At 70.6% G+C, this 17880-nt stretch carries 12 protein-coding genes and 1 pseudogene; 3 read left to right on the plus strand and 10 right to left on the minus strand.

Annotation, left to right across the window (positions count from 1 at the left end):
• Nucleotides 1–23: 23 nt before the first annotated feature.
• From OG729_RS06715 to OG729_RS06735, 5 genes are all read right to left on the minus strand, one after another.
• Nucleotides 24–1058 (minus strand): ABC transporter permease, encoded by a 1035-nt coding sequence (locus tag OG729_RS06715; RefSeq protein WP_405804912.1) that lies wholly within the window; start codon nt 1056–1058, stop codon nt 24–26.
• Nucleotides 1055–2587 carry a sugar ABC transporter ATP-binding protein gene (locus OG729_RS06720; RefSeq protein WP_405804913.1) on the minus strand — a complete coding sequence of 511 codons (1533 nt, stop codon included), beginning with the start codon at nt 2585–2587 and terminating at the stop codon, nt 1055–1057. Before OG729_RS06720 ends, OG729_RS06715 begins: the two co-directional genes overlap by 4 nt.
• Before the next feature lie 116 nt (nt 2588–2703).
• Entirely contained in the window at nt 2704–3885 is a 1182-nt protein-coding gene (locus OG729_RS06725; protein WP_405804914.1) for an ROK family protein, read from the minus strand.
• A 144-nt stretch (nt 3886–4029) separates the two neighbouring features.
• A complete protein-coding gene (locus OG729_RS06730) occupies nt 4030–4986 on the minus strand; it encodes an FAD binding domain-containing protein (protein WP_405804916.1) in 957 nt (318 codons plus the stop codon).
• On the minus strand, nt 4983–7568 hold the full coding sequence (locus tag OG729_RS06735) for a molybdopterin-dependent oxidoreductase (RefSeq protein WP_405804917.1): 2586 nt from the start codon (nt 7566–7568) through the stop codon (nt 4983–4985). Before OG729_RS06735 ends, OG729_RS06730 begins: the two co-directional genes overlap by 4 nt.
• A 301-nt stretch (nt 7569–7869) precedes the next feature.
• Here OG729_RS06735 and OG729_RS06740 point away from each other — a divergent pair, with 301 nt between their 5' ends.
• Both OG729_RS06740 and OG729_RS06745 read left to right on the plus strand, forming a co-directional pair.
• Nucleotides 7870–8439 (plus strand): helix-turn-helix domain-containing protein, encoded by a 570-nt coding sequence (locus OG729_RS06740; RefSeq protein ID WP_360880775.1) that lies wholly within the window; start codon nt 7870–7872, stop codon nt 8437–8439.
• Between the two features lie 100 nt (nt 8440–8539).
• A complete protein-coding gene (locus OG729_RS06745) occupies nt 8540–11290 on the plus strand; it encodes a LuxR C-terminal-related transcriptional regulator (protein WP_405804918.1) in 2751 nt (916 codons plus the stop codon).
• A gap of 21 nt (nt 11291–11311) precedes the next feature.
• Here OG729_RS06745 and OG729_RS06750 read toward each other — a convergent pair whose 3' ends face one another.
• From OG729_RS06750 to OG729_RS06760, 3 genes are all read right to left on the minus strand, one after another.
• Nucleotides 11312–11986 (minus strand): GntR family transcriptional regulator, encoded by a 675-nt coding sequence (locus OG729_RS06750; protein WP_405804919.1) that lies wholly within the window; start codon nt 11984–11986, stop codon nt 11312–11314.
• An 88-nt stretch (nt 11987–12074) separates the two neighbouring features.
• Complete coding sequence (locus tag OG729_RS06755) at nt 12075–12551, minus strand: NUDIX domain-containing protein (protein WP_405804920.1); 477 nt, start codon at nt 12549–12551, stop codon at nt 12075–12077.
• A 90-nt stretch (nt 12552–12641) separates the two neighbouring features.
• Complete coding sequence (locus tag OG729_RS06760; protein WP_360880763.1) at nt 12642–13589, minus strand: beta-ketoacyl-ACP synthase III; 948 nt, start codon at nt 13587–13589, stop codon at nt 12642–12644.
• Between the two features lie 328 nt (nt 13590–13917).
• On the opposite strand from OG729_RS06760, the gene fdhD reads away from it, so the two are divergent.
• On the plus strand, nt 13918–14757 hold the full coding sequence (fdhD, locus tag OG729_RS06765) for a formate dehydrogenase accessory sulfurtransferase FdhD (RefSeq protein ID WP_405804921.1): 840 nt from the start codon (nt 13918–13920) through the stop codon (nt 14755–14757).
• Between the two features lie 24 nt (nt 14758–14781).
• On the opposite strand, the gene OG729_RS06770 is transcribed toward fdhD, so the two are convergent.
• Both OG729_RS06770 and OG729_RS06775 read right to left on the minus strand, forming a co-directional pair.
• Nucleotides 14782–16455 carry a PHP domain-containing protein gene (locus OG729_RS06770; protein WP_405804923.1) on the minus strand — a complete coding sequence of 558 codons (1674 nt, stop codon included), beginning with the start codon at nt 16453–16455 and terminating at the stop codon, nt 14782–14784.
• 28 nt (nt 16456–16483) lie between these two features.
• Nucleotides 16484–17806: pseudogene (locus tag OG729_RS06775) on the minus strand (LamG-like jellyroll fold domain-containing protein).
• Nucleotides 17807–17880: the final 74 nt, after the last annotated feature.

Below are 17880 nucleotides of genomic sequence, written 5' to 3' on the forward strand. Positions count from 1 at the left end.
GGAAGTTGGACAGGACGGCAGCGTCAGGCTTCGCCGCCGCGGAGGGTGCGGTGCTGGACCAGAACCGCGGCGACGATGATCGCGCCCTTGGCGATCTGCTGGACCGCGCTCTCCAGGTTGTTGAGGGCGAAGATATTGGTGATCGTGGTGAAGACGAGGACGCCGAGCACCGAGCCGACGATGGTGCCCCGGCCCCCGCTCAGCAGCGTGCCGCCGATGATGGCCGCGGCGATGGCGTCGAGTTCGTAGAGGTTGCCGTTGGTGTTCTGGCCCGAGCCGGCCAGCACGATCAGCATGAAGGCGGCGATTCCGCAGCACAGGCCGGAGAGCAGATACAGATGGAGCCGCTGCCTGCGTACGTCGATACCGGCGAGGCGGGCGGCTTCCGCGTTGCCGCCGACCGCGACCGTCCGCCGCCCGAAGGTCGTACGGTTCAGCAGCAGCCAGCCGATGACGGTCACCGAGGCGAAGACCAGTACCAGCGGCGGGATGCCGAGGATGTACGCGTCCTTGATGCCGAGGTCGAGCACCGGGTTCACGGTGACCATCTGGGTCTTGCCGCCGGTGATCTGCAGGGCGAGGCCGCGGGCCGCTGCGAGCATGGCGAGGGTCGCGATGAACGGCACCATCCCGCCGTACGCGATGAGCAGACCGTTCACAAAGCCGCAGCTCAACCCGACGATCACTGCGGTGAAGAGAATGCCCGCGAAGCCGTACTCCTGCGTTGCCACCGTTGTCGCCCACACGGAGGCGAGCGCCACAATCGCGCCGACCGACAGATCGATGCCGCCGCTGGTGATCACAAAGGTCATGCCGACGGTGACGACACCGATGATGGACGCCTGGGTGAGGACGAGCTGAAGATTGCTGGTGGCCAGGAACTCGTCGGGTTTGGTGATGCCGCCGACCACCACCAGTACGGCGAGGACGCCGAGCAGCGAGAGATTGCGGACATCGGCGCGCAGTCCGAGCGGGCGACGCCAAGCACCCGTGTCCGGCCGCGATTTGGCGGTGGGTATCGGCGCGTCCTGCTGCGCCGGAGAGGCTGGCTGCGTCATGCCGTCGGGCTCCCTTCCATCACAAGGTCGAGTACACGGTGCTCGTCGAGCTCCCGGGCGTCGGCCGTGTGCACGACGCTGCCCTCGCGCATAACGAGCACCCGGTCGGCGAGGCCCAGTACTTCGGGCACTTCGCTGGATACGAGCAGTACGGCGAGGCCTTCGTCGGCCAGCCTGCGGATCACCGCGTACAGCTCGGCGCGCGCGCCGACGTCGACGCCGCGCGTGGGTTCGTCGAGCAGCAGCACCCGGCAGCCGCGCAGCAGCCAGCGGGCGAGTACGGCCTTTTGCTGGTTGCCGCCGGAGAGGGTGCGAACACGGGCGTCGGGGTTGTCGGGGCGCAGGGAGAGTTCCCTGGTCGCCTGCTGTGCGGCCGCCCGCTCCCCCTTGCGGTCGAGCCAGCCGCCGCGGGAGAAGCGGGACAGCGAGGAGACGGAGACATTGCGGGTGACGGACTCGGGCATCAACAGGCCCTGGGCCTTGCGCTCCTCCGGAGCGAGGCCGATTCCGGCGCGGACGGCCGAGCGGACGCTGCCGGGGCGCAGCGGGCTGCCGTCGACGAGGACACGTCCGGCGCTGGGCCGACGGGCACCGTAGATCGTCTCCAGGATCTCGGAGCGTCCTGAGCCGACGAGTCCGGCGAGCCCGACGATCTCGCCGGGCCGCAGTTCCAGGTCGACGGGGGCGAACTCCCCTTTCCTGGCGAGCCTTTCGACCCGCAGGACCGGTTCCCGGTCCGCCGCACGTGCGGTGTCCGGGTACTCCGGGCGCTTGGGGAAGACGTACTCGACGTTCCGTCCGGTCATCATGGCAACGATGTCGCGCGTGGGAGTGTCCCGTGCGGGCAGGCCGACCGCGACCGCCCGGCCGTCCTTGAGCACGGTCACCCGGTCACCGATGCGACGGATCTCCTCAAGGCGGTGGGAGATGTAGACGACGGCGACGCCGTCGGCGGTCAGATCGCCGACGATACGGAAGAGGTTGTCGACCTCGTCGGGGTCGAGGGCGGCGGAGGGCTCGTCCATCACGATGAGGCGTACCTCGTGGGAGAGCGCGCGGGCCATGGACACGATCTGCTGCTGGGCCGCGGACAGGTCGCCGACCCGGCGGGCCGGGTCGATCTCGGGGTGCCCGAGTCGCTTGAGTATCTGGGCGGTTGCGGCTCGTGCCTGTCTGCCTCGTACGACGAAACCGGCGGAGGTCGGCTCGTGTCCGAGGAAGACGTTCTCGGCGACGGACAGCCCTTCGACGAGGTCGAGCTCCTGGTAGATGGTGGCGATGCCGAGCCGCATCGCTGCGATGGGCGACTTGAGCAGGACCGGGTCGCCGCGCCAGGTGATCTCTCCGGTGTCGGGCTGATGGGCCCCGGCGAGCACCTTGATCAGGGTGGATTTGCCGGCGCCGTTCTGGCCGAGGAGGCAGTGGACTTCGCCGGCCTGAACCTCCAGGTCCACGCCGTCGAGCGCGCGCACGCCGGGGAACGACTTGGTGATGCCGGACATGGTGAGCAGGGGTGGTTCTGGTGCCATGACAAATCCCCTCGGCGGGTGCGGCCGGTGAGCGGGCAGGGCGTTTCCAGGTGTACGTGCGGGTTCTGCGGGTCGTACGAGCGGGTCCTGCGGGTCGTACGTGTCGGCCTGGTCGATCAGGCCGGCGAGAACACGTGGTCGCTGATGAGCCGGGCCGCGCCGATCACTCCGGCGGCGGGTCCCAACTCGCCGAGGACGATGGGGAGATTGCCGGTCGCCAGTGGCAGCGACTGGCGGTAGACCTGGGTGCGTACGCTCGCCAGCAGCGTGTGGCCGAGGCCGGTCACCCCGCCGCCGATCACCACGAGTCCGGGGTTGAAGAAGCTGACGAGTCCGGCGATGACCTGGCCGACGCGGTTGCCGCCCTCGCGGATGAGGTCGAGCGAAGTGGCGTCCCCGGCGGCAGCGGCGGCCGCCACATCGGCGGCCGTGAGCCGTCCCGCGCTCTCGAGCCGGGCGGCGAGCTCGTCCGACCGGCCCGTGCGGGCAGCATCCTGGGCGTCGCGGGCGAGCGCGGCACCGCTGAAGTGGGCCTCCAGGCAGCCTTTGTTGCCGCAGGCGCAGGCGCGCCCTTCCGGTTCGACCTGGATATGGCCGATGTCGCCGGCGCTGCCGGTCGTACCGCGGTAGACCTCGCCGCCGACCACGATGCCGCAGCCGATGCCCGTACCGATCTTGATGCACAGGAAGTCGCCCACGGAGCGTGCGACGCCCGCGTGCTGCTCGCCCATCGCCATCAGGTTCACGTCGTTGTCGACCATGACGGGGCAGCCCAGTTCCTGGCTGAGCGCCTCGCGCACCGGGAAGCCGTCCCAGCCGGGCATGATCGGCGGCGCGACCGGCACGCCCTCGGGGAAGCGGACCGGGCCGGGGACGCCGATGCCCGCTCCGTCAAAGCCTTCGGCGAGTCCGGAGGCCCTGAGCTTGGCCGCCATCGAGAGCACCTGCTCGAAGACGGCGACCGGGCCCTCGCGTACGTCCATGGGGTGGTTGAGATGGCCGAGCACCTCCAGCTCGGCGTTGGTGACGGCGACATCGATCGAGGTGGCGCCGATGTCGACGCCGAGGAAGCGCAGGGCGGGGGCGAGCCGGATGTTGTGGGAGCGGCGTCCACCGCGCGAGGCGGCGAGGCCGTCCGCGACCACGAGACCCGTCTCAAGGAGCCGGTCGACCTCCACGGCGAGCTTGGAGCGCGACAGGTCCACCTGATCGCCCAGCTGGGCACGGGAGTTGGGCCCACCGTCACGCAGCAGCCTGAGCAGTCGTGCCTGGTGCGCGTTCGCGGGTCGAGCGGTCATACGTCTCACGTGCCCCTCCCCGCCTCTCGGGCATTCCGTCGGGCTTTCGAGGGGAACGTAGCAGCGCTTTCCTCAACTGGGAAGAACTTGCGCGGAGTTCCGGCACAACTTTCTCCACACCCGGGACAAAGCGCTGAGCAGTTGTCAGCTGGTCTCGGCCCCGATCGCCTTCTCGAGCACGTCGAGCACGGTGTCGCGGAGCAGCTCCACCTTGTAGCGCGTCTGCGGCAGGGGCGAGCAGCGTTCAGTGGCCGCGCTCGCGGCACTGAACAGGTTCTCGGGGGTCGGCTCATGCCCGAGCAGGGCGTCCTCAACCTCCGGCAGTCGCAGGGGCGTGTGGGCGATGCCGCCTGCAGCGACCGCGACCGCGGTGACGACGTCGTCGGAGACGGTCACCCGGGCCACCGCTTCGACCAGCGGCCATTCCGCCTTGGCGCGGCTGATGGCCCGGTTGTAGGCGGCCCGTTCGCCGGGGAGCGGAGCCGGCAGAGTGACGGCGGTGAGGATCTGCTCAGGAGCGAGCAGATGGTCGCGAGTGGGGTCGGATCCGTCGCCGTACAGGTCGGCGACGTTCAAGGTCCCGAGTCCACGTACGTCGATCCGGGCGTCATAGCTGAGCAGGGCGATCGCGATCGATGAAGGGTTCGCAGCGATGCAGGGCCCTTGGTCGATCACCGCCGCGTGCAGGTGGATCCCGGTGCGTGCGGGACAGCCCTCGCCTCCGTCGCGGTAGCAACTGAAGTGGGGATTGCGGTAATACCAGCAGCGGTTGTGCTGGAGAAGGTTGCCGCCCAGCGTGCCGGCGGTACGGATCTGCGGCGTGGCCAGGGCGCCCGCCGTCTTGGTCAGGGCCGGGTAGTCCGCCTGCAGCCCGGCGGCGGCGGAGATCTCGGCCACACCGGTCAACGCTCCTATCCGCGTGGTCCCGTCGGCTTGGCGGGTGATGCCGCGCAGGGCGGGAAGCAGGGGAATCTGGACGGAGGCGCTGCGCGTGACTCCACCGCGTCGGCGGGCGGTGGTGTCGGTGCCGCCTGCCTGCAGTTCCGCGCCGTTGTCGAGAACGGCGGCCGCGGCCTCGTCGAGGGTGCGGGGCTGGTTCACGGGCGCAGTCCTTCCAGCAGGCGGTCCGGGCGGATCGGCAGGTGATGGGGGCGCCAGCCGGTGGCGGCGTGGACGGCGTTGCCGACGGACGCGGCCACCGGCATCGTGCACACCTCTCCCAGGCCGACGCCGCCGCCGTCGACGTGATCGAAACCCTCCTCGTGGAAGTGGATGTCGATCTCGGGAATGTCGCCGATCCCGGGGATGCGGTAGTCCTCGAGGTTGTCGGTCAGTACGACACCGGTCAGCGGGTCGGTGATGCGCTCCTCGTACAGGGCATAGCCGATGCCCTGGATGACGCCCCCCTGGCACTGGTTGAGGGCAGCGGCCGGCGAGTAGATGCGACCGGCGGCGATCCCGCCCCAGACGCGCGTGACGCGCGTGTGGCCGAGGCGGGTGTCGACCTCGACCTCGGTGACATGGACGGCGCCGGTGAAGCCCCTGCCGATCATCACGCCACCGAGCCGTACGGGAGTGGCGTAGCCACGGCGGTCCCGTCGGCGCTTGCCGACCACCCGAAGGCCTTCGGCGTCGGCGAGAAGCTGTTCAACGGAGCTGCCGGCACCCTGCGCCGGAGCCTTGGCGGCCAGCGCGGAGCGCAGGCGAACGGCGGCGTCGCGGGCAGCGGGCGCGATCGATGGGGTGGTCCGGCTGCCGCCCGAGGTGGGTCCGTGGACGGTTCCGGTACGGCCGATGTCGACGCGCACCCGATCCGGACGCAGGCCCAGTTCGGCGGCGATCACGTCGGCGATGACGGACCGGGCGCCCTGCCCCATGTCCTGGGTGGCCGTGCGGGCCACCACGATGCCCTCTTCGACGGTGAGCTCGACCTGCGTAGCCGGGTCGAGGAAGTACATCCAGTTGGCGGCGGCGACGCCGACGCCGCGCCGGAAGCGGCCGGTCCGGGGGCCGATGGCGGGCCGCTGCGTCCACAACGGCAGAGCCGCTGCCACGTCGTACAGGGCTCGCCGCTTGGCGTTGCCGTCCCAGCGGCGGCGCAGCGCGATGGGGTCTTCCCCCCGGCGGTGGGCCGTTTCGTCGACGGCTTGCTCCAGCGCCCAGGCCAGGGGCGGTCCGCCGGGTCCGCGGAAGGGGGCGGCAGGAGGCCGGTGGGTGACGATGTCGAAGTCCCGTAGCCGCCGCGGGGCGTTCCCGTAGATGAACCGTGCCAGCGCGGCCACACCCGACCCGACGGACGTGCCGCCGTCTCCGTGCACATCGAGGGTGAGCGCGGCCAGATTGCCGTCGTCGTCGGTGAGCATGGCGATGTCGGCCCGGGTGCCGGGCCGGTGGCCGCCGTCGGTGAGTTCCTCGGCCCGGCTCAGCACGACCCGCACCGGGGCCGTGTGCAGCCGGGCCAGTTTCGCCGCGGCGACGATGTCGCTGGTCAAGGTGAGTTTCGAACCGAATCCGCCGCCGACGTGGACCGCGTAGGCATGCACCTGCCCGGGTCGCAGACCGAATCGTTCGGCGGCGCGTTCGGCAACTCCGGCGACAGCCTGGGTGGATACCCAGAGATGAAGGTCGCCGGCGCGGTCCCACGACGCCAGGCAGGCGTGCGGCTCCAGCGGTGTGTGGACCTGTGGCTCGGTCGTGAAGGTGGCCTCGACCAGATGCCGGTCCTCGCCGTGCGCGCGGGCCTGCTCGATCCGCTTCAGGGCGAGCGAGCCACGCCAGTTCATCCGCACCGGGCCCCGTACGTTCCCGTCCCACTTGGCCGGTGTCATCAGCCCCTCGGCAGAGGTGGGGGCCTGCTTCCGCTCCTCCTTGGTGGGATAGACCACGAGACTGTCCGGGCGCTCGGCCCGGGCCAGGTCGACGGTGGCGGGCAGCACCTCGTACTCCACCTGGACCCGCTCGGCGGCGGCGTGGGCCTCGGCGAGTGTCCCGGCGGCGACAGCGGCGATCGGCTGGCCGACGTATCGGACCGTGCGGTCGGCGGGCAGCAGATCGACGAGCCGGTCGGCGCCGGTCACCGACCTGACGCGGGCATGCGCGTGCCGGGAGCGGATGAGGACCCCGTCGAGGAGGCCGTCCGGTTGGACGTCCGTCGTGTACAGGGCCCGGCCGGTGATCTTCTCCATCGCTTCCACGCGGGGCGGCGGGGCGTCATCCGTGTCGTGTGCGCCCGTGCACGCCGCAGCGACAGCCGCGTAGATCCCCTCGTACGCACCGCAGCGACACAAGTGTCCCGCCAGAGCGTCGGCGATCTCAGCCCGCGACGGAGCGGTGTCGCCGTGCTCGGCCCGCCAGCGGTCCACGAAACTCGTGGCTTCCATGACGAATCCGGGCGTGCAGTAGCCGCACTGCAGCGCGTCATGCGCCGCGAAGGCCCGTTGCACCGGGTGCTTGCCCTGCAGACCCTCCACGGTGGTGACGGCCTTGCCCTCCAGGACTGCCGCCGGGGTCAGGCAGGCGACCTTCGGGACACCGTCGACGTGGACCGTGCACGCCCCGCACACACCCGCCCCGCAGACCAGTTTCGTCCCCGTCAGGCCCAACGTGTCGCGCAAGAGCTGGACCGCGGTGGCGTCTGGTTCGCTCCCGACCTGACGCGCAGATCCGTTGACCGTTACATCCATTTGCGAAAGTCCTTGGAAGAGGAGAGAAGCCGGGGACCTGCCGCTTGTCCTGCCGCGCGGCCCGCTTGCTGCAGTCGGGACAACCCTGGTGGCTCACGAGCGCAACGGGATGAGCAAAAACTGCTCAGTTCCGGGTCCGGCACGCAACTCGAAGCTGCCGGGCACCCGGGCACCCGCATCAGCTTCGAGTGCCATGTGCTCTTGAGTGTCAGTTTGCTGCCACAGACGCTTTCCGGCACGCCGCGCACAAGGCGGACGGTCCCCGTTGCACAATCTGACGTTTCACGCATAAAGTGTCAGCATGACAAGTCGAGGGCGAGCCGTGAACTCCCGACTCGATCAGGTGCTGGACGCGGCGTACGTGACCTTCACCAAGCACGGCGTGCGCCGCACCACCATGGAAGACATCGCCCGGGCGGCGGGCATGTCCCGCGCCGCCGTCTACCAGTACGTACGCAACAAGGACGACGCCTTCCTGCGGCTCGCCGAGCGCCTGCACGGGCAGGCGTTGGCCCAGGCCGAACAGGCCGCGGTCGCCGAGGGCACGGCCCACGAACGCATCCGCGGGATCCTCGGCGCCAAGCTCGACCTCTTCCAGAAGGTCGTCGAGGACTCCCCGCACGCCTCGGAGCTGATCGACACCACCGACCGGCTCTGCGGGCCGACCGTTCAGCAGTTCACCAAGGACCTGCACGACCTGCTCACCGAAGCCTTCGCCGCGGCCGGCACCACGACAGTGACACCGACGCAGGCCGCTGACATCGCCATCGCCCTTGTTCTGGGCCTGGAATTGACGCCGGACGGTGCCGCACTGCTGCGCCCCGCCACCGAAGCCCTCATCGTCGGACTCACCGAGAGAGACACCCCATGAACGCCTCGCCCGGGCCGCTCACACCTGATGCGCCACCCCATGCCGCCGCAGAGCGCCGCGGACCTTGAGGGCTGCCGTGACAGTGCCTGGTTTTGCGGATGTGTTCGTTGGCCGGGGCGAGCAGTTGGGGCTGTTCACCCAAGGGCTGGCGAATCGACGGTGCCAGGGATTCGTCGTGTCCGGGCCGGCGGGCGTGGGCAAGTCGCGGCTGGTCGAGGAGTGCCTGGCGCGAGCGGCGGGCAAGGGGTTCCGGGTTGCGCGGGCGACCGCAACCGCGGCGGCAGGGACGGTTCCATTGGGCGCGATCGCTCATCTGGTCCCGGCGGGGGCGGATTTGTCCGATCCGGTGACGGGCTTCGCCACAGTGGCACGGCAGTTGGCCGGTCGGGACGGGCGTGCGCTGGTACTGCTCATTGATGACGTACACCTGCTGGATGCCGTCTCGGCGGTACTCCTGCGGCAGTTGATGGACGCGGGTGTGGTGCGACTGCTCGGGACGATCTGCTCCGGTGCGCCGGTGGGGGATGCGGTGGAGACGCTGTGCCGCGGCGACGCAGTGTGGCGGGTGGATCTGGCGGAGCTGGACCGTGGCCACGTCGAGGAGCTGTTGCAGGCGGTGCTGGGCGGGCCGGTGGCGCAAAGGACGCTGCGGGAGCTGTACGCGGCCAGCCGTGGCAATGTGCTCTACCTGCGGGAGCTGGTCACCGGTGCGCTGGACCGGGGGGCCCTGGTCAGCGACGGGGAGATCTGGGAGTTGGCGGCTGGTCCGGTTCGCGGTACGAGCCGGCTCGTGGAGCTGATCAGTGCGCGGCTGGCCGCGGCCGGGACCGGGGCTCGTCCGGTACTGGAGTTGCTGGCGCTGTGCGAACCGCTGTCCCTGACCGACACGGAGCAGGTCGCGTCACCTGAGGCGGTGACCAGGCTGGAGTACGCCGGGCTGGTGCGGGTGGGACAGCACGGACGGCGCACATCGGTGGCGCTGGCGCACCCGTTGTACGGAGAAGTGCTGCGAGCCGGCCTCCCGGTGACGCGTCGGCGGGCGCTGCTGTTGCGCCAGGCTCGAAGGGTCGAGGCACGAGGCATGAGGCGTCGCGCCGACGCGCTGCACGTCGCGTCCTGGCGGCTTACGGCGACCGGCACGGCGGATCCTGCGGCGCTGACCGAGGCGGCGGCGCTGGCCCGCAACGCCCACGACTACGGGCAGGCCCGCGCTCTGCTGCAGGCTCTGCCCGAAGAGCACCACACCACCGCCACCCGCCTGATGCTGGGCGAGGCACTGTTCGAGCTGGGCGAACCGCAGCGGGCCGAGACAGTGCTGGCCGTGGCCGTCGCGGGTGCCGAGAGCGAGCAGGACAGGCTGGCGGTCACGATGGCGCGCACCTTCAATCTGTTCTGGGGGTCCGCGGAGGCCGACGAGGCGCTGGCCGTCAACGACGCCGCCCGCGCCCGGGCCACGAGTGCTGAGGCCCTGCGGATGCTGCAGTACTGCGAGGGGTCCATGCGGATCGCCTCGGGCGAGGCGGTACGCGGGCTGGCCCTGCTGGAGGACATGGAAGAAGACATCCACCACGCTCCCGACCCGGTGGCCTGGCTCACCGGCGCCTTGATGAAGCCACTCGGGTTGGAACTTCTCGGCCGCACCGGCGACGCAGTGGCCTGGGCCGAACGCGCCTACGCCGCCCACCTCACAGTCGACCACCACACCCTCTATCCCCACCCGGCAGTCCAGCTGATCTCGGTGAACCACGCTCTGAGCAGCCATGGACGGCTGGCCGAAGCCCGCGAGGTGGGCAGGCGCGGCTACGCCGAGCTCGCCCGGGTCACCTCAACTCCCGTACCCCAGATCTGGCTGGCCTGCAGTCTGGGCCGCACCGAGTGGCTGGCCGGGCACCCGGCAAGTGCCCGCCGCTGGTACGCCGAAGCCGCCGCGCTGGCTCGCGCATCCCACCACATCAGGCCCCTGGGCCCGGCACTGAGCGGTCTGGCCGCCTGCGCAGCGGTACTCGGCGACCTCGAGGCAGCCGAACTGGCCTGCGCCGAAGCCCAAAACCACCTGTGGCCGGACGTCTTCGCGGCCGAGGAGTATCTGGGACGAGCCTGGCTGCATGCCGCCCGGGGCCACCTCGCCCAGGCCCGTACGGTCCTCGCCGACGCCGCCCGGTGCGCCCGCACCGCCGGCCTGATCACTCCTGAGGCGCAGCTGCTCACCGACATCGCCCGCCTCGGCGGCGCCAAGAAGGTGGCCGGGCGGCTGGCCGAACTCGCCCGCCGGAGCGACGGCGCGCTCACCGGCGCCGGCGCCCGCCTTGCCGCCGCGCTGGCCGCCGACGCCCCCGACCAACTCCTCGCCGTCGCCGCCGAATTCGAGCAGGCCGGCGCCGACCTGCTGGCCGCCGAAGCCGCGACCGCAGCCGCCGCCGCATGGCAACGGGCCGGTCAGGCCCGCCGCGCCACCGCCGCCACCAGTCTGGCCGCCGCCATCGCAGGCCGCTGTGAAGAAGCCCGCACCGCACTGCTGACCGCCGCCGCCCCCACCGCCCGGCTCACCGGCCGAGAGCGCGAAGTCGCCCTGCTGGCCGCGACCGGCAAGCGCAGCAAAGACATCGCCGACGCCCTGCACCTGTCGGTGCGCACCGTCAACAACCACCTCCAGCACGCCTACGCCAAACTCGGCGTCACCACACGCCGCGAACTCGCCGACGTCCTGGAACGGTCCGAACCACAGCAAGGACCCGCGCCTCACCCCGCCGTACAGGACGCCGCCGGCCACCGCGCCGACCTGTTGCTGGATCTCCGAAGTCAACGCCCCGGTGCCCGGGCGGAGTTCACCACGAGCGGATCGCCCGGCTGAGCCGAGGGAGCGGTCCCCGCCCTACTGCTCGCGCGGGTGGTAGGCCTTGCGCGTGTGCTCCGTGTGCGCCCGCATGACCTCCGTCGCGCGCAGCTCGTCACGGTCCGAGATCGCCGCGATCAGCGCCCTGTGCTCGATCCACGACTGCCGGCCGCGCTGCCGTGCGACAGGTGTGTAGTACCAGCGCACCCGGCGGTCCACCTGCGCCGCCAGCCCGGCCAGCACGGGATTTCCCGCGAGCTCCATCACCTTGGCGTGAAAGGCCGTGTTGGTGGCCACCGCCAGGTCCACATCGTCGGCGGCGACGGCCTGTTCGCCCTGTGCGCAGAGCTCTTCGAGCGCGGCGACGCCCGCGGAGCCGGAGTTCGCAGCGGCCAGCCTGGCGGCCTCCGCCTCCAGGAGCGTACGGACCGAGAGCAGCTGGTCCGCCTCCTCCTCGGTCGGCTCATGGACGAACGCGCCCTGCGCCGGGCGCAGATCGACCCAGCCCTCGGTGTTGAGCCGCTGCAGCGCTTCGCGTACGGGCTGCCGGGACACACCGAGGTGGCCTGCGAGTTCGCTCTCGACCAGATGCTGGCCCGGGCGCAACGCACGCGTGGTGATCAGCTCGAGCAGTGCCTCGTAGACCCGCTCGCGCAGCGGACCGTGGCGTTCCAGCTTGGGCACGGTTCCCTGCGGCAGTCCTGCGGACGACATCACGGTCCCCCTCCGGGCCGTCAACGACGAGCGGCCAATTGGCTATCGTCTACAGTCTACCGAGCGCAATCCCCGCCAACCGGCCGCGTCATCTCTGGAAGGTATCGAGCAGTTCCTCCAGCCGGTCGAGGAAAACGCGCTGACCCGGCACCAGCTTCTGACGCGCCTCGTCCATGCCGGTCCATTCAGCGCGGTCGATCTCGGGGAACTCCTGCATCCGGCCCGAGCGCATGGGCCACTCCATGGTGAAGGTGCCCGGCACCACGAGGTCCGTGTCGAGGTCGCCCTCCAGCGCCCAGACGGTGACGATCTTGCCGCCCGGCTGCCGCGCTTCGCCGAGCGGCGCCCATTCACCCTCGGGCGGCGCGAGGCCCAGCTCTTCCTCGAACTCCCGTCGGGCGGCCGCCATCGGCTCCTCCTCCGGGGTGTACTCACCCTTCGGCACAGACCAGGCCGCGGCATCGCGGGCCTCCCAGAAAGGCCCTCCCATATGCCCGATGAGAACCTCGGTGTCCGTACTCCGCCTGCGGAACAGCAGCAGGCCCGCGCTTCGCTTCACCACCATGCGGTTCAGTTTGCCCCGGTTCGGCGACACTCCGCACGCGTTTGACAGCAGTCGGTGAGCTCGCCACCCCCGACCGCTGCCCCTGAGCACTCAGGGGCAGCGGATGACCTGACCCGCGTACGAGAGATTGCCGCCGAAGCCGAAGAGCAGCACCGGGTCGCCCGACTCGATCTCGCCGCGCTCGACCAGCTTGGAGAGGGCCATCGGGATCGAGGCGGCCGAGGTGTTGCCGGACTGGACCACATCGCGGGCGATCACGGCGTTCACCGCGCCGATCTTCTGGGCGACCGGCTCGATGATCCGCAGATTCGCCTGATGCAGGACGACCGCGGCCAGCTCCTCGGGGGTGATTCCGGCGCGCTCACAGACCTTGCGGGCGATGGGCGGGAGCTGGGTGGTGGCCCAGCGGTAGACGGACTGGCCCTCCTGCGCGAAACGGGGCGGGGTGCCCTCGATCCGTACCGCATGCCCCATCTCCGGGACCGAGCCCCACAGGACGGGGCCGATCCCGGGCTCGGCGCCCGGGGCGGTCGCCTCGACGACCGCGGCGCCTGCGCCGTCGCCGACGAGCACACAGGTCGTACGGTCGCTCCAGTCGGTGACGTCGGCCATCTTGTCGGCCCCGATGACCAGCGCCCGGGTCGCGGATCCGGCCCGTAGGGCGTGGTCGGCCGTGGCAAGCGCGTGCGTGAACCCGGCGCACACGACATTGAGGTCCATGACGGCGGGCGAGCCCATGCCGAGCCGGGCCGCCACGCGGGCCGCGGTGTTCGGCGAACGGTCGATCGCGGTGGAGGTGGCGACCAGGACGAGATCGATGTCGGCGGGCGCGAGACCGGCGGCGGCCAGCGCCTTCGCGCCGGCGTGCGCGGCCAGCTCGTCGACCGGCTCATCGGGTCCGGCCACATGCCGGGTCTCGATCCCGACGCGGCTGCGGATCCACTCGTCGCTCGTGTCGACCATGGCCGCCAGGTCTTCATTGGTGAGCACCTTGGCGGGCTGGTAATGGCCGAGCGCGACGACGCGTGAGCCGGTCATATGTGGTCCCCCTCGTCCGGATACAGGAATCACCCAGTCTTGGCTGCTACCACCCGGTACGACGGCATGTGATCCCACAGGATTCGGGGTGCTGAATTTGGAGCTTCCCGAAGGGTGTGACGACTCTTGACGCCCTTCGAAAAGGATACTGTACACAATATTCTGTCGACGCTTCCAGTCGAACCGGATCGCATGCACGGCGCACGGGCGACGACCACCACCGCGTCCTCGTCACCAGGGGCCACGGCGTGAGTCTGCCCGTGCTGGAGAATGAAAGCGCCGAGCGCCGCTTCGGCGTCCAGCACGCACAGAATCGGAACTGATCACCATGGGACGGGTCACCGAGCGCCGCCGCACCATCCGCATCAGGGGCGGCGCTGTCACGTCCCGCCCGGACACCCTCGTGGCCGAGGAGCCGCTGGAGATCCGCCTCAACGGCAAGCCGCTCGCCATCACCATGCGCACCCCCGGCGACGACTTCGCGCTCGCGGCGGGCTTCCTGGTCAGCGAGGGCGTGCTCGGCTCCGCGGCCGACGTACGCAACATCGTGTACTGCGCCGGGGCCAAGGACGACGGCACGAACACCTACAACGTGGTGGACGTCCAGCTCGCGCCCGGCGTGCCAGTCCCCGACATCACCCTCGAACGCAACGTCTACACCACCTCCTCCTGCGGTCTGTGCGGCAAGGCGAGCCTCGACGCCGTACGCACCACCGCCCGCTTCCCGATCGCCGACACTCCCCCGGTCCGCGTCGAGCCCGCGCTGCTCGCCGGCCTCCCGGACCGGCTGCGGGCGGCGCAGCGTGTCTTCGATCGGACCGGGGGTCTGCACGCGGCCGCGCTGTTCTCCGAGGAGGGCGAGCTGCTCGACATCCGGGAGGACGTCGGCCGCCACAACGCGGTCGACAAGCTGATCGGCCGGGCCCTCCAGGACGACCGGCTGCCGCTGTCCCGGGTGATCCTGCTGGTCTCGGGACGGGCCTCGTTCGAGCTGGCGCAGAAAGCGGTGATGGCCGGCATCCCGGTGCTTGCCTCGGTCTCCGCGCCCTCCTCGCTCGCCGTCGACCTGGCCGCCGAGACCGGTCTGACCCTGGTCGGCTTTCTGCGCGGCGCCAATATGAACGTGTACGCGGGCGACCGGCGCATCGTCCTGAGCACCGAGGTCTGAGGCGCGTCCGCTGCACGGGATCCGTCAGCGGACCACGTCCACGAAGACCGGGTTGGTGTAGCACCAGGTGTCCAGCCACGGGTCGCCGTTGCCCGGCTCATGCGGAATCGGGCCGTGCGGGTCGATCGCCGCGCCCAGGAAACCGGGCGCATTGCGCTTGCCGTCGCTGCCGCGCAGCCGCAGATAGAAGGACTCCTCGGCCCTCCCCACCGGGATACGCAGCGTGTAACGGCCGGTGCGGCCCTCGACATCGGCGGTGTGCACGACGCGGGTGTCGGGTGCCCGCCACTCGTCGCGGTCGGCGACCGGCCCGCGGACCGCGCCGCGGATCACATCGAGGTGCGCCAGCCGCGGCACCTCACCGTGGTGATTCGGACGTGAGGCCGTGGTGACGGTGACATTGAGGACGATCTTCTCGCCGCGTCGTACGCGCAGCCGACCGCCGAGCGTTACACCGCGGCCGATGCCGTGCTCCCTGTTCACCCGTACGTCGATCCCGTCGATGAGCTGACCGTGGTCGACCCAGACCCGGCCCGCCCGCATGCCCGCCATCACCTGGCGGTAGCCGTAGCGGGTCACGCCGACATGCGTACGGCTGAACTGGCCGGGCCAGAAGTCCCCGCCGGGCTGCGGCTGGGTGGTGTTGACCGGGTCGGGCAGCCGGCCGGTGTTGTCGAAGTTCTGGCCGGGCAGCCAGTCGCCGTTCTTCCAGGTGTCGTACGCGACGCGGTGCACGTCGGAGTTGGAGGTGATGGAGAACAGCCGGCCCTCGGCGAGCATCGAGTCCCACAGCCCGCCGACCGTCGCGGTCGCCCAGTCGAAGCCGCCGTACGTCACATAGGCCGCCGCCGGGTAGCCGGGCCAGGAGTTCTCGGACGGCTTGTTCACATACTCGCCGCGGATGCTGTTCGGTCCGGCCCAGCCGGGAAAGGCACCCGCCTGGGCGCCGGGCGCGCCCTCCATGCCGATCATGATGCCGGGGGCGGCGTCCCGCCAGGCGCGCATCTCGTGCGGGGAGTCGATGCCCAGGCGCAGCGGGTGGTTGGCAAGGACCAGTACGTCATCGACGTAGCCGCAACGGCGCTGCTCGTCCAGCCACTTGAGCGCCTTGACGGCGTGGGCCTCGTTGCGCGCGGTGTCCGGGTGGCCGGGTCCGCCCGCGGTGTAGCCGAGGAGTTTGCCGTCGTACTCCTGCTCGAACCGGGTGAGCAGCTCGACCTCGTGGCGCCCGGGCGGTGAGAAGACGGTGCAGTGCTCGGCTCCGGGGATGTACCACTCCAGGCCCTGGAAGAGCAGCATGCGACGGTTCTCGGCTCGGGCCCTGAGGATCTCCTCGTGTTCGGCCCGGGCGCCGTGCGCCTTGTGGTGGCCGATGTTGCTGTGCTCGGTGAGGACCATCCAGTCCAGGCCGTACTGGGATGCGGCGCCTGCGAGCTGGGAGAAGGTGTACTTCGCGTCATGGCTGTAGACCGAGTGCACATGGTGGTCGCCGACGAGATAGGAGAGGGCGGGGTCGCCCAGGGCCGGGGTGTGCGCCTCGGCCGCGGTGGGCGCGAGCAGGCTCCCGGTCGCGAAGGCGGCGCCGAACAGGCCCGCGCTGCGCAGCAGTCCGCGCCGGGAAAGTCCCTGCGGGTCGAGCGAGTCGGCGGGTATTGCGGGGTCGGCCCAGCGCGGCAGGGGCTGATCGTTTCTGTGCACGGTGTCTTTCTCCTTGGCTGCTGAGCGGTCAGGCGTTCATGAAGTCGCGTACGGGCAGGGCGCGTTCGACGATCCGGATGTCACCGAGCCAGCCGTGCATCAGCTGGTCGAGGGTGCCGCCGTACTCGTAGCCGCCGAGCAGCCAGGGCAGGCCGAGGGTGGCGAGTCCGGTGGTACGCGTGGCGGGGTTGCGGGCGACCGGGGCAGCCGTCGACGTACATGGTGGTGTGCTGCCCGTCGTTGACGACGGCCACATGCCACCATCGGTCCCGCTCCAGCTCATGGCTCCAATTGGTGACCAGGCCGGGCTGGTTGAGCGGCGCGGCCGCCCACTGGAGTCCCGGACCGTCGGAGAGGGAGAGGGTGGCAAGCGGCTCTTCCGGGTCTCCCTCGGTCTTTTCAGGGCGAAGCGGTAGAGCCGGATCATCGCGCTGCCGCCGTAGTAGCGGTTCTGGTAGTTGGTGATGTGCAGATGCACGTCGTGGCCCGCGGTGTACGTGCGGGTGGTGCGGGCGGGCGGCCAGTAGTGGCCGTTGAGAGTGAGGAAGATCTGGTCGTTGTCGGCTGTCAGCTCGTCCCACAGCCGCTTGCCGTGCGGAGCGAAGTCGGCCTCGTCGCCGTACTGGTCGGCGTACACGATCTCGTGCGTGGTGAGGATGACCGGCGTCTTCGGGTGCTTCTTGATGACGTCCCTCGCCCAGGCGAAAGAGGCCGCGGAGGGACGCCAGTCGAGTGCGAGGACCAGCCACTCGCGGCCGGCCGCGCGAAAGAGGTGGTACGTGTTGTAGCCGTCGGGCGTGGCCCCGCCGAAGGTGGGCAGCCGGCGCAGCCGCTGTGGGCCGAAGGCGTCCAGATACGGGGTGCGGCCGCGCTGGTCGTCGGTCCTGGAGTCGATGTCGTGGTTGCCCGCGAGCACGCTGTATCCGACCCGCCGCCGGTCGAGCAGCCGGAACGCCTCGCTCAGCGGCCCGAAGTCGGCCGCGAGTCCGTGCTCGGTGAGATCGCCCAGATGGGAGGGGAAGACGATGTTCTCGTCGCGCCCGTGGTCGAGGATGTAGCGCAGCGAGGCCTCGACGGGCTCGGTGTGGATACTGGCGCCGCCGAAAAGGTATTGGGTGTCCGGCATGACGACGAGCGTGAATCTGGGACTGTCGGGGTCGGGACGCCAACTGGCAACGTTGTCAGCGGTGTTCTGACGGGGCAGGGCGACGGCGGTCGTGGCGGCCGCAAGCCCAAGTCCCGCGGCAGCAGTCGCGGCGCCGGTGAGCCCGGCGGCACGCAGGACGGTGCGACGACTGGCGGTGGGGCCGGCCGACAGCGGGCCGTCGGGCTGGTGGAGCGGACGGCACATGGACTCTCCGCGGGACGATCGTCGGGGTGATCGAGTGCACGCTAGCGAGGGGCCGTGGTCGGCAGCGGCACCGG

The sequence above is a fragment of the Streptomyces sp. NBC_00210 genome, from assembly GCF_045160975.1.
GTDB lineage: Bacteria > Actinomycetota > Actinomycetes > Streptomycetales > Streptomycetaceae > Streptomyces.

Excerpts from the sequence above, each read along its gene's own strand:
- OG729_RS06715 (WP_405804912.1), bottom strand. The coding sequence starts at position 1,058 with ATGACGCAGCCAGCCTCTCCGGCGCAGCAGGACGCGCCGATACCCACC.
- OG729_RS06720 (WP_405804913.1), bottom strand. The coding sequence starts at position 2,587 with ATGGCACCAGAACCACCCCTGCTCACCATGTCCGGCATCACCAAGTCG.
- OG729_RS06725 (WP_405804914.1), bottom strand. The coding sequence starts at position 3,885 with ATGACCGCTCGACCCGCGAACGCGCACCAGGCACGACTGCTCAGGCTG.
- OG729_RS06735 (WP_405804917.1), bottom strand. The coding sequence starts at position 7,568 with ATGGATGTAACGGTCAACGGATCTGCGCGTCAGGTCGGGAGCGAACCA.
- OG729_RS06740 (WP_360880775.1), top strand. The coding sequence starts at position 7,870 with ATGACAAGTCGAGGGCGAGCCGTGAACTCCCGACTCGATCAGGTGCTG.
- OG729_RS06750 (WP_405804919.1), bottom strand. The coding sequence starts at position 11,986 with ATGTCGTCCGCAGGACTGCCGCAGGGAACCGTGCCCAAGCTGGAACGC.
- OG729_RS06755 (WP_405804920.1), bottom strand. The coding sequence starts at position 12,551 with ATGGTGGTGAAGCGAAGCGCGGGCCTGCTGCTGTTCCGCAGGCGGAGT.
- OG729_RS06760 (WP_360880763.1), bottom strand. The coding sequence starts at position 13,589 with ATGACCGGCTCACGCGTCGTCGCGCTCGGCCATTACCAGCCCGCCAAG.
- fdhD (WP_405804921.1), top strand. The coding sequence starts at position 13,918 with ATGGGACGGGTCACCGAGCGCCGCCGCACCATCCGCATCAGGGGCGGC.